8 protein-coding genes are annotated in these 14,988 nt (G+C 39.6%); 3 read left to right on the forward strand and 5 right to left on the reverse strand.

What is annotated here, in order from left to right:
* Window positions 1-48: 48 nt before the first annotated feature.
* Together I6E80_RS05455 and glk are read right to left on the reverse strand one after the other, a co-directional pair.
* The gene (locus I6E80_RS05455) at window positions 49-1,062 is read right to left on the reverse strand and encodes a LacI family DNA-binding transcriptional regulator (protein WP_076923932.1); all 1,014 of its coding nucleotides are present in this window, start codon (window positions 1,060-1,062) and stop codon (window positions 49-51) included.
* Window positions 1,063-1,098: 36 nt separating this feature from the next.
* Window positions 1,099-2,091: a glucokinase gene (gene glk, locus I6E80_RS05460; protein WP_197185015.1), complete on the reverse strand. Its 993-nt coding sequence runs from the start codon at window positions 2,089-2,091 to the stop codon at window positions 1,099-1,101.
* Between the two features lie 291 nt (window positions 2,092-2,382).
* Between glk and I6E80_RS05465 the strand changes: the two genes are divergently transcribed.
* The 3 genes from I6E80_RS05465 (at window position 2,383) to I6E80_RS05475 (ending at window position 8,843) form a co-directional block, all read left to right on the forward strand.
* Window positions 2,383-3,399 (forward strand): LacI family DNA-binding transcriptional regulator, encoded by a 1,017-nt coding sequence (locus I6E80_RS05465; protein ID WP_197185016.1) that lies wholly within the window; start codon window positions 2,383-2,385, stop codon window positions 3,397-3,399.
* A 278-nt stretch (window positions 3,400-3,677) separates the two neighbouring features.
* Entirely contained in the window at window positions 3,678-6,863 is a 3,186-nt protein-coding gene (locus tag I6E80_RS05470) for a TonB-dependent receptor (protein WP_197185017.1), read from the forward strand.
* A 72-nt stretch (window positions 6,864-6,935) separates the two neighbouring features.
* Window positions 6,936-8,843, forward strand: coding sequence for a S9 family peptidase (locus I6E80_RS05475; RefSeq protein ID WP_197185018.1), 1,908 nt, complete (start codon window positions 6,936-6,938; stop codon window positions 8,841-8,843).
* A gap of 290 nt (window positions 8,844-9,133) precedes the next feature.
* Here I6E80_RS05475 and I6E80_RS05480 read toward each other — a convergent pair whose 3' ends face one another.
* Genes I6E80_RS05480 through I6E80_RS05490 form a run of 3 tightly spaced genes read right to left on the reverse strand, consistent with a single transcriptional unit; the run spans window position 9,134 to window position 14,910 of the window.
* Window positions 9,134-11,542, reverse strand: coding sequence for a glucan 1,4-alpha-glucosidase (locus I6E80_RS05480; protein ID WP_197185019.1), 2,409 nt, complete (start codon window positions 11,540-11,542; stop codon window positions 9,134-9,136).
* A 10-nt stretch (window positions 11,543-11,552) separates the two neighbouring features.
* Window positions 11,553-13,058: an MFS transporter gene (locus tag I6E80_RS05485; protein WP_197185020.1), complete on the reverse strand. Its 1,506-nt coding sequence runs from the start codon at window positions 13,056-13,058 to the stop codon at window positions 11,553-11,555.
* Window positions 13,051-14,910, reverse strand: a complete 1,860-nt coding sequence (locus tag I6E80_RS05490; protein WP_197185021.1) for an alpha-amylase family glycosyl hydrolase — start codon at window positions 14,908-14,910, stop codon at window positions 13,051-13,053. The genes I6E80_RS05485 and I6E80_RS05490 overlap by 8 nt, the downstream gene beginning before the upstream one ends.
* Window positions 14,911-14,988 lie beyond the last annotated feature (78 nt).

The following is a 14,988-nucleotide window of genomic DNA, read 5'->3' on the forward strand; positions in this document are numbered from 1 at the left end:
AAATAAGCGTCACTCATATTCGGGCTACTGTGAAAGTTTTTTAACTCACTATTTTATCGCAGAGGTAGACTCGCGTGTAATTAAGCGCGACTCAAGTGTTACCTGATAAGGCTTTTCTTGTGGTTGAGCTATGTGTGAAATAAGTTGAGTTACGGCCTGTTTAGTCATCTCTTCAACCGGTTGTGCAATAGTTGTTAAACCAGGCCAAATATGACGCGCAATGGGTGCATTATCAAAACCAGCTATTGAAATGTCATCAGGCACTTTTAATTGGCGCTGAGTAGCTAATTTTAATACCGCTGCCGCCATGTAATCGTTTGATGCAAATACAGCTGTTGGCCTAGGGGACAAATCTAATATGCTACGTGCACTATCTACACCAGAATGATAACTAAAGTTACCCTCCTCTACTAATCGTTCATCAAACTCTATCCCATGGCTTGCAAGTGAGCGTCTGTAACCTTTAAAGCGTTGTTGCGTAGCACTGTGATCCGGGTGCCCTTTAATAAACGCTATAGATTTATGCCCAAGGCTAATTAAATGCTCAGTAATTTCAAATGCGCCTTGCTCATCATTACTACGAACTGAAATAGAATCATCTTGAAGTAAAGCTGACGCAACTCTTGCATAAGGAATTTTTTTAGATTTTAAAAAAGAAGCCAGCTCAGCAAAATCACCAAAAGGAGGTGTTAGCACAATGCCATCTAATCGAGATGTCTGCAGTAATTGCTCAATATTATTTATAAGGGCATCACCACGAAACTCACAGGGGTGTATCAATAGATTATAATTATTTTCTTTGCATGCTTCTAGAGCACCCGTTTGCACGCGAGTGATGTAGCTTTTACTTGGGTTATCGTAAAGACAGCCAATAATAAAGCTACGATTTTGTGCAAGGCCTCGTGCAATTGGGTTTGGGGTATAATCGAGTTCTTTAAATACCGCAAGCACCTTTTCTCGGGTTGCAGCACTAACATTAGGCTCGTTATTTAAAACGCGTGATACGGTTTTTTTAGAAACACCAGCATGACTTGCCACACTGTTTATTGTTACTTTTTTCATCACTCTATTTTTCCAAATGCGAACAAGGAAAGCTCCTTATTTGCTGTTGTGCAAACACGCTGCGGCACCAATTAGTGGAATATTATCTTGTGTTACAAGTGTTACAGGAATTTGCCCTGCGTACTGCGACATAATACCCTTTTGCGAAAATCGTTCAACAAAACGACTTTCTAGAAGTCTTGCTTGCATTCGAGGCAGTATTCCACCGCCAATAAATAGTCCGCCTAAAGCACCGTAAACAACGGCTAAATCGCCAGCTACACTGCCAATCCAATCACAAAACTGGTTTAGCGTTGCATCACACACATCACATTCACCGCTATTAGCTAGGCTACTAATTTGCGCTGCATCTAAATTTTTAGCTGTTACACCCTTAACCGCAGACATCGCTTTATATAAATGCGTTATGCCAGGTCCTGAAAATACAGTTTCGATAGAAACGTGGGGGTGGTCTTTACGTAATTCATTTAATAATAAAGTATCGAGTTCATTAACGGGTGCAAGTGATATGTGCCCACCTTCTGAACTTAAAACAGCGGTAGATTGCGATGTTCTTACTAAACATGCAGCACCAAAACCAGTACCTGGGCCTATAACACCAATGTTTGCATTGCCATCAGCTTGACCTGATTTAACAATTACATTTTGTGTAGGATCTAAGTAAGGAGCAGCGTACGCAAAAGCAGCAAAATCGTTAATGACTTCTAGTTGAAGTAAATTAAAGTGTGCTTTAAATTCACTAACACTAAAATGCCAACCTAAATTGGTTAAGTGTACCTGCCCAGCTTTTATTGGACCTGCAACGGCTAAGCATGCGCGTTTAGGGGTAATATGCGAAACTGTTTGTAAATATTGTTCTAGCGCACTTTCAAGTGAACCAAAATTAGCACTAGGGAATATATTAATGTGCTCTATTACAAATTGGTTAGTGTCTTCATTAAAACCAGTTATTAAAGCAAAGCGGGCATTAGTGCCGCCAACATCAGCAACTAAGATGGGATCAAATTGGGCAGAAGAGTTTAGGCTCATAGTATTATCTCTTTTGTTAAGCGACTCGTGCTTATTATTTTACAATGGTATACCATTGTTATTTATACTTTGAGCTATCACCTCAAAGTAGCTATCACAGTAAAAAATGCTGTCTATAAAAGATATTGACAGCGAATACGTTTTGACAACAAAATGATAAAACACTGACATTATGACACCGGTGTCATGAATTTATCAATAAAAATATACGTTAATTCACAAAAAGCTTGAAATTATTCATTAATAAACGAAAATGACACAATTATTTATCAATTTAATTAAGTTGTAACAATGAAAGGTAAAGCCACCTCATTTGATATTGCCCACTATGCAGGGGTATCTCAATCAACTGTATCTCGCGCTTTACGTAACAGCCATCTTGTTAATGAAGAAACACGTAAGCGTGTGTTCGATATAGCTAAAAAACTTAATTACAAAGTTGATAAAAATGCCAGCAACTTACGGACTCAGCAAAGCAGTACTCTAGCATTACTTCTTTTCGAAGACCCTACTTCTGATGAGTCACAAATTAATCCGTTCTTTTTAGCCATGCTTGGCAGCATTACCCGTGCTTGCGCTAAAGAAGGTTACGATTTATTAGTATCATTTCAATCGGCCAGTGCTGATTGGCAAGCAGACTATGAAGATAGCCACAGAGCCGATGGTATTATTTTACTCGGTTATGGCGATTACATTGATTACCAACCAAAATTTAATACCTTACTTGAACAAAACACTAAGTTTGTTTGTTGGGGCGCAACGGTTGATAATCGCCCAGATTTAACTGTTTGTTGTGACAACTACGGTGGCGGTAAGCTTGCCGCTGAGCACTTTATTGCACACAGCAGAACTGATTGCGCTTTTATTGGTGATGCATCTGATCATAGCCCCGAATTTTTTAGTCGTTTTCAGGGCTTTAAAGATGAGCTATTGGCTAACAACGTAAAAATAAACGAACGTAAAATGGCTAATGCTATATCTACTGAAGAATCTGGGTATCACGCCACTCGTTCGCTTATCGCTAATAATATTAAATTTAACGCCTTATTTGCCGCAAGCGACTTAATCGCTATTGGCGCTATACGTGCGCTTAAAGAAGCAAATATCAACGTACCAAAAGATGTTGCGGTAGTCGGCTTTGATAATATAGCCATTGCAAGTTATGTAAATCCACCACTGACGACGATAGAGCAAAACACCACTGTTGCTGGGCAAATGCTTGTAGAGAACTTATTAAAACTGATACGTGGTGAAGAAGTGCAAACTACCCTATTAGCTCCTATTCTCATTCCTAGAAGGTCAAGCTGAGCCTTCATATTGAGTAAGTATTGACTACGAGCTGTTCACATTCATTTACAAACAACATAAAAAACATAAAAATCATAAAAAACAATGAACTAAAAAAATGAAAAGTTCATAAACCACACTTTTTGGTCAAAAAACCACCCAGCTAGCCCTCCCACAACCATAGAGCCCTGTTAACCATATTTACTATTTTGTTTCCTTAATGTAAATTTATTGTGCCGCTATGATCTTACCTTCTAACTTTATAGCTTAAATAACAATAATACCTCAGGGATCTACATATGTTTAAAACTAAAGCTCTATCAAATGCAATAAGATACTCCTTATTGCTAGGCTCTGTAGCCTTAGCGCCTAACGCGCTGGCTCAAGAAAATGATTTGAATTCAGACGTGGAATTAGAAGAAGAAGCACCTGAACGAATAGTTGTAACAGGCTCACGTATAAGAAAAGCTGAATTCTCAAATGCATCACCAATTCAAATTATCAATGGCGACTTATCTCGTGAAATGGGTTTATTTGATGCAGGCTCAATGCTTCAATCGACCAGCCAAGCGGCTGGTGCTCAAATAGATAATACATTTGGTGGTTTTGTACTAGATAACGGCCCGGGCGCTGCAACAATCGGATTTCGTGGTTTAGGTGCTGAGCGAACTCTTGTACTTATTAATGGTCGAAGAATGGCTCCTGCTGGCGTTGGTGGTGCACCAACATCCCCTGATTTGAATTTAATACCTGGCGTGATGATTGAGCGTGTAGAGAATTTATTTGATGGCGCATCAACCGTTTATGGTTCTGATGCGGTAGCTGGTGTAGCTAACGTAATATTGAAAAAAGATGTTGAAGGTTTTATTTTTGATGCATCTTATCGTCAACCTAAAGGTGAAGGCGGTGAAGAAACTGTACTTTCGGGTATGTGGGGCAAAACCATGGATAATGGTTTTATCACTGTAGGTGTTGAATATTCAGAACAAAAATCTCAATCTTTATCTGGCAACCCTTTTGTTAAAGGGTGTGAAGAGCGTATTTGGGAAGCTGAAGATGGCAGTATCGTAACGCGAAACAGTGGCTATGGTCCTGTAGCAAGCGGTGAAGATTCATGTGACATTTTCCCTCTAACAAACCGCATTAGCGTACCTTCTTTCTTTGGTAGTGTTTATTACACTCCTAACTTTACAAACACTGGTATTCCAAACTTCAGCGAATCAACTGTACCATCAAGTCTTGAAGGATTTTTACCTTCATGGGTAGCTGGCGATTTCGATGGCGATGGTATTAATGATGGTGTATTTGTTGATGGTAACGGCGATGGTTTCCGTGACGTTGACTTCCAAGACCCTCTATACGCTTTCCAACAATCGGATTACTACAAAAGCGGTGATTACAGAAGTAAAAATGAACGTATCTCACTAATGCTTAATGGTGAATACAACTTCCAAGATGATAACGACACAACTTTCTACTATGAAGGTTTATATGCGAGTCGTAAATCACCAATTTTTAGCCCTGGTGCACAAATATTCCAACAAGTAGCGGCATCAAATCCGTATAACCCTTGTGGTACAAACGGTATTGACTGTTTTGGCGTGTTAGGTGTAGGCCCTGGTGGACCTGAAGCCGTTCAGCCAATCATCAACATTCGTGGTGACCGTGATCAAACTGAGGTTGAAGTTTCACAATATCGTTTAGTTACTGGTGTTACTGGTAACCTCGGTATGTTTGAAAACATTGGTTTAGACAATTGGTACTACGACGCGTCTGTATCGTACAGCGCATCTAAAGGTACTGACCACCGTGTTGGTATTGATGAAGAGCGCTTAATTAACTCATTAGAAACCGCTGTTCTTAATGATGATGGGACTGTTACCTGTGGTACCGGTTCTGATGGATGTGTTCCTGTTAATTTATTTGCAGACAGTATTTACCAAGAAGGCGGCGGTACGCTTTCACCTGAAGAAGCGGCCTATTTATTTATTGATCGCGACATCGAAACTAAAGTAAACCAGTTTGTTTTTAATGCATTCATGGGTGGTGACTTCTTTGCACTACCATGGAATAACGAAACTGTTGCAGGTATCGTTGGGGTTGAATATCGTCGTGATGAAATTGAATCAAATCCAAATGCTGCTGCATCTCAAGGCCTACTATGGGGTTACTTTGCTGACCAAGGCGCTGATGGTTCTCGTAATCTAAAAGAAATATTCACAGAAGTTGACTTCCCTTTACTTAAAGGAGTTAAAGGTGCTGAAGAACTTACATTTACAGCTTCTGGCCGTGTTTCTGAAGAATCTTTCTACGATGCTGAATCAACTTATAGTCTTAAAACTATCTACCGTCCTGTTGATTGGTTTACTCTTCGTGCTACAAAAGGTACTTCTTATAGAGCGCCAAACTTACGTGAACGTTTCTTAAACGGTACGTCTGGTTTTAATACAGTTGCCGATCCATGTGTTGTTCCGGAAGATGCTCGTAATATAGACCCATTGAACCCAGGTTCAGCAGCTACATATAATGCGGCTGAAGAAACACGTGATACAGCGGTACTAAACGCTTGTCAAGCATCAGGTATTGATCCAACTACTCTTGGTTTAGGTCAAGGTGGGACTGATTCATATACTGGAACTTATAGCGCTGAGATTGAAACTGGCGGTACAACTGAGCTTAGTGCTGAAACATCAGTGGCTAAAACATACGGTTTTATCTTTGAACAACCGTTCACTGATGCATTTGATTTAACAATGTCATTAACTCGTTTTGATATTGAAGTAACAAATAGTATTGCAGAGCCAAGCGCTGGTTACAGTATTGGTCAGTGTTATTCTGCTGATGGTAATGATGCTTTCTGTAGCCGTATAGGGCGTGACGAAAATGGTCAAATTGATTTAGTTGATGCTAGCTTTATCAATATTGGTTTAATCTCATCTAAAGGTTTTGATTACAATATCTACTTTGAAACAGATACGGTAATTGCAGAAGAAAACTTAGGTATTACACTAGACCTTCAAGCTACGCGCATGACAGAGCAAGTTTTTGATGTACTTGGTACTATTGATGACAATATGGGTGAGCCAGATTCACCAGAATGGCGCGGTACAGCACGCTTACAACTTAAATATTCTGATTTTAGATTTAACTGGGAAACACGTTTCATCGGTAAAGGTCGTGAAGATGAAGATGATTTAGGTGAATTCGAAGAAGGTACTGCAGGTTGTCGTGGTTTAACTGACGCAAATGGTGCTCCACTTAAATGTCGCCCTGTAGGTTTCACTGATGACTACTTTGTGCATAACATTGGTATGACTTGGTCTAACGATGCTTATAAAGTGAACTTTGGTGTACGTAACGTATTTAATGAAGCTCCACCAAAAGTAGATCCAAATGGTTCTTTCTCAAATACTAACATCCCTCTAGGTGTTGGTTATGATACCTCAGGACGTAGCCCATACATCAGTTTTACAGCTTCTTTTTAATTAGAATTGGCTGAGTATATATTCAATCCAGATGGCCTAAAATTTTAGGCCATTTTTTTTGAGGGAATAAAAATGAAACTTAAAAAAAGAATGTTAGTAGGATTTACCTTACTAAGCCTATCTTCTTTCGCTAATAGCGAAACTGAAGATGCGACACAAATGAGCAGTATCGATGCTTTTTCAATGTCATCGGCTATCCGTAGTGTTGTAGCATCACCTGATGGTAAGAAGCTTGCTATTTTAAGAGCCACTACCAAAAATGGTGACTATATAATTGAGATAAGAGATCCAAATAACCTAGAAGCAGACCCCGTAAGGTTGGGCGCTGATAAAATGCTGATATCTTCCATCGTATGGTTAAACGATGAAAAAATTGGCGTTATGTTTAGACAAATACTAGAAGATGGTAGTCGCAAGTATTGGGTTAATAAGTTTGCAATAACTGATGCAGATGGTAAAGGCGACTGGTTATTGCCATTTAAGAAAAAACGAAATATTCAATTTAATATAATAAATATACTTCCTGACAAAAAAGATGAAGTATTAGTAGAGGTTGATATTAATAATAACTACATTCCAGATGTAGTGCGCTTTAATATTAATACTGGACGAAGCGTTACTGTAATGCGCGGAAATGAAAAAGTATCAGGCTCATTTGTTTCTGACTACGATGGTGAAATAAGAATAGCCCAAGGTTGGAATAAGTCTGATAACGCAATCGATTATTATGCCCGAGATAAAGGCAATGATGATTGGAAAGTAATTAAGCAAGTTAGCCCTAAAAAGCGTGAAAACTTTGAGATATTAGGGTTCGCAAAAAGTAATCCTAACGAAGTTTATGTTAACGCCAACTTGGGCGAAAATACGACTGGCATCTATATTTACAATATTAAAACAGGTCAGTATTCTGAACGCCAATTTGGCCTTAAATCGGTAGATACCGACGGTGTTATACTTGATACAGACGGTACTTTACAAGGCTTTCGCTATACCACCAAGCAACCTAAGTTTTATTTCACAGATCCTAACCTTCAAGCACTTAACGAATCTGTTGCTTCTTTATTTAAAGATAAGTTTGTGCAAATCATTAGTAGTTCTGATAACGATAATGTATTAGTAGTGAGAGTATCTGCTGACGATAACCCAGGCAGCTATTACATTGTTACTAATAAACAGAAGTTAACCAAAATTGGTGATCGACTTCCGTTTATTGATAAAAGTAAACTAGGATCCGTTAAATATATCTCTTATAAAGCAAGAGATGGACGCAAAATAAAAGCGTATGTAACAATTCCTGCGACTAAAGGTCCTTACCCCGCAATAGTACTCCCTCACGGTGGTCCTTGGGTGCGCGACTCTATTGTTTTTGATGATTGGGCGCAGTTACTCGCCTATCATGGTTACGTTGTTATTCAACCAAACTATCGTGGTTCTACTGGTTACGGTTTAGAGCATTGGATAGCAGGTGATAATAACTGGGGCTTGAAAAAACAAGATGATTTAGACGATGCCGCGCAGTATTTGATCGATAAAGGCTTAGCAATAAAAGATAAGCTTGCTTTATTTGGTTGGAGTTATGGCGGTTATGCTGCATTTGCTGCATCTATGCGTGAAAACAACATATATAAATGTGTTGTTGCCGGTGCGGGTGTAAGTGATTTGAGTCGTATCAATGCAACTCTTAACGAAAATCGCTTTTTAAGTATTTTACAACGCCCTACTATTTCTGGTGTCTCTCCTGTAGAGCAAGTAAATAAAGTAAATATTCCGATACTGATTGTACATGGTGATATAGATAGTCGTGTTCCAGTAAAACACAGTAGAGACTTCGTATCTGAGCTTGAAAAGTACAAAAAAGACTTTAAATATATTGAGCTAGAAGATGCCGATCACTTTTCTGATACGCTTTTTTACGATCATAAAAAAGAGTTTTATACTGAGTTATTATCGTGGTTTGATAATAAATGTGGGCTCAAATAATATAATTAAAGGGTGACATTCATTTTTGTGAAGAGAATTCTTTAGTTTTAATACCGAGTTACTACATAATAAAAAGGCTTCTAAATTTATTTAGAAGCCTTTTTTAATCACTACAGCATTTTATACCAATCCGCAATAATACTTAATCATTTTGCGGGGCTAAACGTATCGCTAACTGCGTTAAAAAATTCTTATTTAGAACAACTAAATAGCGAATTTTTTGCCTAGCTATCAACACGTTTTTCCTGCCTCAAAATAGATCACTTAATTAAGCGAATTGGTATTATATATTATTTTTTTAGAGACTCGGCAACCACCGGATAATAATCCCAAACTTGTTTATCACTGAGTGAGCGTACAAGCTTGATATATTCTGCGTGTGTCCAAGCTAGAGGTGTTGCTGAGTTTGTACCCTCGCCTAACTCATAACCTGCTTTATTTACGCCTACGCCATCCCATACTTGCTCCGGTAGCATCATGCCGCTATTGGCAAACTGCTCTAATCCTTTAACATAGCTGTTTTTGATCTCGCTTTGTTTTTTATCATCAAGCGCATTATTTGCATTTGCAGCTGCTATTTCATAATGCCCGCGCTCACCTGTAAAAAATGGCCATACACGACCACGTTGGCCTGGCGTGTTGCTCCCGCTTTCGGCGTAATTAGTGCCTGTGGTTTCATCTTCGCCGTAACCGTCGTTACCATAACGGCGATAGCCTGCAAATGTGCCGCTACCATCGGTAAAGTTAAAGCTGTATTTAACTTGTAAGTTATCTTCAAGCGTTTCGTCGTCATATTCAGGTAAGGTTTTAACTATACTTGAATCGTTGGCACTTCTCACTCCGTAGCGGACTAATTCTAAAAAACCACCGTCTAAAATCTGCTTTTTGTTAAAACCTTCACGGCCATTGTTGGCGTTAATTTTAGTATTAGAGTTAGCGTCGGTGTCTTGACCTATACGAATAAAATACTCGCCATCGGTGCTATCACCTTTTAAATTACCTTGGGTGGTAAACATTTGCGATTCTATATTACTGTTGTACTTTTTAGCCGTTGCTAAATAACGATTAGCATTTTGAGTATCACCACTGAGTGTTGCTATGTCACTGGCTGTTATAAGGCCAGCAACAACGGCAGCCGTTGTTGAGGGAGAATAACCACTTTGCTCTTCCCAGCGCTCTTGCTGTGTTGCAGGTGGAGTGATTTGCATGTCGTTCCATAAAATTTTAGCTCTTCCGCCATTAACTAAAAAGTCAGCTGCCGGTTTTAGCATGCGTGCGTACCAATCTTTAAGTTCGTTATCACTTAGTACGTTTGCTTGATGTAACTTCCACGCGAGCATAATTGGCATAGCCGTTTGATCTAGCTGTACCCCTACCCATTCAAGTTCACCGTCAACATGTGTTTTTTGTAAAAACCAGCCAGTGTCGCCATTGTTACCGGGAGTTTTGCTAGTAACTTGTACTTTTTCAAGGTATTCGAAGGCCGTTTTTGCAGTGGCTGTATCGCCTAAGGCCATAAACGCCATAGCTACTTGATAAAAGTCACGAACCCATACCGCTTTGTAACCTGTAGAACCCTCTTTGGCTGAAACAGTTTCACCCCAAGGATTAGAAAGTGAGGCAATGAGCGCACCCGCATTGGTTTTGTCCTCTTGCGCTTTTAGCACCATTGCACTGGTATAAAGTAGCTTACCGTCATCGGCTGTTTGATTAACCATGGCGTTTAATGGCTCAAGGCTTTGTAAATAATCTTCCCAGCCTAGCGCTTCACCTTTACCGTTGTAGGCATCAAGCACATTTTGATAACCTTTAGATAAGCTCTGCGCACCTTGTTGATGGCTTTGCTGCTGGGTTTTACCAAAGCTTAGTGCTAAATCAAATGTGGTATTACTATCGATATTACCAAGCTCTGCCAGCAGAGTGACGTTACCTGCCTTATCGCCAGTGTTTGAATATTGTTTGCTTAGTGTGTGTTGTTTTTTAAGTGAGGTGATGCCATCGCTCACACCTGTAAAGCCTACACTTTGCATTTTGAATGGCGTAGATGATTGCAACGTTAAAAAGTTATCGTCTTCCCAGGCAACTAAGCCTTGCTCAGTGGTTTTTGCAAAATCACCTAAGCCGTTGTTGTTTATATAAGGGTTAACAGCAACATACGCTCTCACGCCTTTAAGTGATGTATTAAAAATACTGCGTACAAACAATGTTTGTCCGCCTGGATCGGTGAATATGTGTTTTTCGAGGGTAAAACGCCCTTGCTTATCTGTGCTTGTTACTTTGTAAGCAAGCGATAGTGGTCTACCTTTATCGTCTTTATGTAAGTAATCAATTGTAACGTCTAAGTCGTCAGCTTCAGTGACTGTAAAGTCTTTACCGGTTACTACAAACTGCATATCTTTGATTTGTGCTTGGTGAATGAGTCCAAACATAGTTTCGGTGATCATACCTTTAGCAATTGAAAACCATACTTTTGATACTTCACCTGTCGCAGCGTTGTTATTATATTGGCCGTTTTGGTATTGCTCAAAAGAAGTACCAATTCCGGTTTTACCCGCGTAAGCCCAAAATGGTTCAGCACCTGGTGCGCCAGGAGCGGCTGAAACTGTAGCGTCAATATTTTCGTTATTCTTATTTTGTGCACCACAGGCTGTTAAACCCAAAGTTAAAAGAGCGGTGGTAATAAGGTTATATTTTTTCATTGTGTGACCCTTAGTTTGAATTTTTAACGCGCATTACAGCAATTGCAGCAACAACGAATGATGCAGCACCAATTAATAATGCGTAAATAGGCTGATTAGAAAATACGTGTCGTAAAATAAGCCCTAAAATACTAGCGGCAAGCAATTGCGGTATAACAATAAAGAAGTTAAAAATACCCATATACACGCCCATTTTGTTACTCGGTAGTGCATTACTTAACATTGCATAAGGAAGCGATAAAATAGAAGCCCATGCAAAGCCAACGCCTATCATTGGAATAAGGAGCATTTTTGGATCTGTTATAAACATAAAGCTCGCAAGGCCCAATGCGCCTAGTAATAAGTTAAAGCAATGCGCGCCTTTTAATCCCATTTTTTTAACTAAAAACGGAATACACATAGCAGCAATAGCCGCAAAGCCATTGTAAGCTGCAAATAAAATGCCGACCCAATCAGCCCCATCGTTAAAGGCTTTACTTGTTGCATCACTGCTACCGTAATGAAAGCTTGTTACTGCGGCTGTGGTGTATATCCACATAGCAAATAACGTAAACCAGCTAAAAAACTGCACCCAAGCAAGCTGCTTCATTGCCTCTGGCATGGTAAATACATCTTGTACTACTTGGTAAAAACCGCCTTGTATTTTGTTAGCAGCCTTTAATGCGCTTGCTATCCACTGCACAATACCAAACGCTAGTAAGCCACCAGCAAGTAGGTATAACTCTTTTTCAAGCGATAAACCCATTACTAAAGCAAGTGTTGCTAAACCTAACACCACAAAAATAATGGCACCTTTATTGAAGTTGATATCTACTAATGCGATGTTAGTCGGTTTGGCAGTGTGGTTTTCAAAAGCAGCTAATTGCTCAGGGCTATATTCTTTGGTTCGCATAACTGTCCAGAGAACTGCAACTAGCAATACAACCCCACCCCAATAAAATGAATATTTAACAGATTCAGGGATTTGTCCTGGCGCAGCGGTATTACTTACGTCAAACCAATTGGTCATCATCCATGGTAGTGCTGAGGCTAATACCGCACCAATACCAATAAAAAAGCTTTGTAAGCCATAGCCCGTAGCACGTTGTTTTTCTGGCAGGTTATCGCCTACAAGCGCTCTAAAAGGTTCCATAGTGACGTTGATTGATGCATCCATAATCCACAACATACCTGCAGCAATCCAAAGGGTTGGTGAATGCGGCATGATAAAGAGTGAGATAGTAGTAAGTACCGCCCCTATGAAAAAGAATGGACGTCGACGACCAAAACGTCCCCATGTTTTATCACTCCAATAACCAATTATTGGTTGCACTATCAAACCTGTTAGCGGTGCTGCAACCCATAAAATAGGAATATCATCAACTTGAGCGCCTAGGGTTTGAAAAATACGGCTCACATTGCCGTTTTGTAGTGCAAAACCAAATTGAATGCCTAAAAAGCCAAAGCACATATTCCATATTTGCCAAAAACTTAGATTTGGTTTGTTGCTGTCATAATTATTATTTTGATTATTCATGATTAGCCTTATTAGTTAAAACTGCGCTACTAAATGCATCTAGCGAAAGCATAAGCTTTGTAACTTCTTTGTCAGTGATGATCTTTACCGTATTTTGTTCAAGTAAGTCGTGTAGCGGTTTATTTAGCTCAAAGGTCTTTACTTGCTCTGGTGTTAAATTAATTAATACCGTTTGTGGCTCCTCACTAAAATTACTAAAAACATAAATAGATTGCTGTCCCAGCGTGCGTACAAAACCAACAACGCGCTCGCTACCACTAACCGAAAGCGCTGTCATGGTTCCACCTACAACAGCGGGTAAACTATTAAGAGCCATTATTGCTTTATAATAATCACGAAGTGATGCTTGTTCGCTCGTTAAGTTAGCGCCGTCGAATTTGCCTTTATTCATCCATGCTTGATGCGCTGGTACACCAATATAATCAAAAATGCTGGTGCGAGTAGGTGTTCCAAAACCTGCGTTTTCAGATCCGTTCTCCCCCACATCTTGGGCAAAATATAATAAAGTGGGTGCGCGACTAATTAAGCTAGAAACGACCATTGCTGGTTTCCCCCAGCGTGCATCACCTGCAAAATCAGGGCTCGCAATGCGTTGTTCGTCGTGATTTTCTAAAAAGTGCAGCATATGCGCTTCAATATCAGCCACTTGGCTTTGGGCTGCAAAAATAGTATTAGCAGCTTGCTTACCCTGCATAATGGCTTTTAATGTGTCGTAAAAGCCGACTTTGTCATACAAGTAATCCATTTTTCCTTGCTGAATATACGCTCTGTACATTTGTGGGTTGTAAACTTCAGCCAATAAAAACGCATCGGGCTTTTGCATTTTTATTGATGAATTTAAAAAGCTCCAAAATTCAACCGGCACCATTTCGGCCATATCGTACCTAAAGCCATCTACGCCTTTATCAAGCCAGTACAAAGTGATGTCTCTAAATTTATACCAACTATTAGGAAGCTCTTTATTTTGCCAAAACGCATAATGAGCGCGATAATCTTGGTTTTCTAGTTCTTTAGGTAATGCAGGAAAGTCATAGCTGCCATCAGGCTTAACGCCATAATTCACTCTTACGGTTTCGTACCAATCGTTAATATCTGGCTTTGGTGCACGCGCACCATTACCCGTCCATTTTGCTGGGGTTTCATCAAAAAAACCGTCAGCTAAAGGGTGAGTACTCCCCCCTAAAACTAGATAGCTTTGTGATGTTGGAACCTGAAAAGACTGACCTGGTACATAATAAAAGTTATTATTTTTATCGTACTCTTTGCTGGTGTCGTCTTGTTCACCAAAGTCATTTATTCCCTTGGGTTTTGCTACTGATTTATAATTACGAGCCACATGGTTAGGTACAATATCTATAACCACTTTCATGCCATGCTTATGAGTGCGTTCAATCAGGTCACTAAACTCACCCATTCTATTGGTCACATTTATGGCTAAATCTGGGTTTACGTCGTAGTAATCTTTTATTGCATAAGGTGAACCTGCACGGCCTTTAACTACATCAGGGTCATCTTGCGTAATTCCATACTCGGTATAATCGCCCACTAGCGCATGATGTAAAACACCGGTATACCAAATATGGGTCGTCCCCAATTCTTTAATACCTTTAAGTGCAGCATCGTTAAAGTCGGAAAATTTACCTACGCCATTTTGCTCTTTCGTACCCCAAGGCACATTCGCGGTCTGTGTGTTGCCAAATAAGCGTGTAAATACTTGGTATACAACAGGCTTTGTTAACTCATTTTGCGCCTGTTTAGGCGCTTGCTGTTGTTCGGTTTCATTATTGTCTGAGCACGCACTTGTTATAAGTGCGCTACATAGTAATGCAGGTACATAAACTGATTTTTTCATTGTGTGTCTTTTTGTCAGTAGTGTTATAGCTTTATACTAAAGATATCTGCAGCAAGCATACAGTTGCTGCATACGTAT

Origin of the sequence: Pseudoalteromonas sp. NSLLW218 (genome assembly GCF_015864775.1) — a bacterium.
In the GTDB taxonomy this organism is placed as follows: domain Bacteria; phylum Pseudomonadota; class Gammaproteobacteria; order Enterobacterales; family Alteromonadaceae; genus Pseudoalteromonas.

Bases quoted from the DNA above. Each gene is read 5' to 3' on its own strand.
- I6E80_RS05455 (WP_076923932.1), bottom strand. From the start codon at position 1,062: ATGAAAAAAGTAACAATAAACAGTGTGGCAAGTCATGCTGGTGTTTCT.
- I6E80_RS05475 (WP_197185018.1), top strand. From the start codon at position 6,936: ATGAAACTTAAAAAAAGAATGTTAGTAGGATTTACCTTACTAAGCCTA.
- glk (WP_197185015.1), bottom strand. From the start codon at position 2,091: ATGAGCCTAAACTCTTCTGCCCAATTTGATCCCATCTTAGTTGCTGAT.
- I6E80_RS05485 (WP_197185020.1), bottom strand. From the start codon at position 13,058: ATGAATAATCAAAATAATAATTATGACAGCAACAAACCAAATCTAAGT.
- I6E80_RS05465 (WP_197185016.1), top strand. From the start codon at position 2,383: ATGAAAGGTAAAGCCACCTCATTTGATATTGCCCACTATGCAGGGGTA.
- I6E80_RS05480 (WP_197185019.1), bottom strand. From the start codon at position 11,542: ATGAAAAAATATAACCTTATTACCACCGCTCTTTTAACTTTGGGTTTA.
- I6E80_RS05470 (WP_197185017.1), top strand. From the start codon at position 3,678: ATGTTTAAAACTAAAGCTCTATCAAATGCAATAAGATACTCCTTATTG.
- I6E80_RS05490 (WP_197185021.1), bottom strand. From the start codon at position 14,910: ATGAAAAAATCAGTTTATGTACCTGCATTACTATGTAGCGCACTTATA.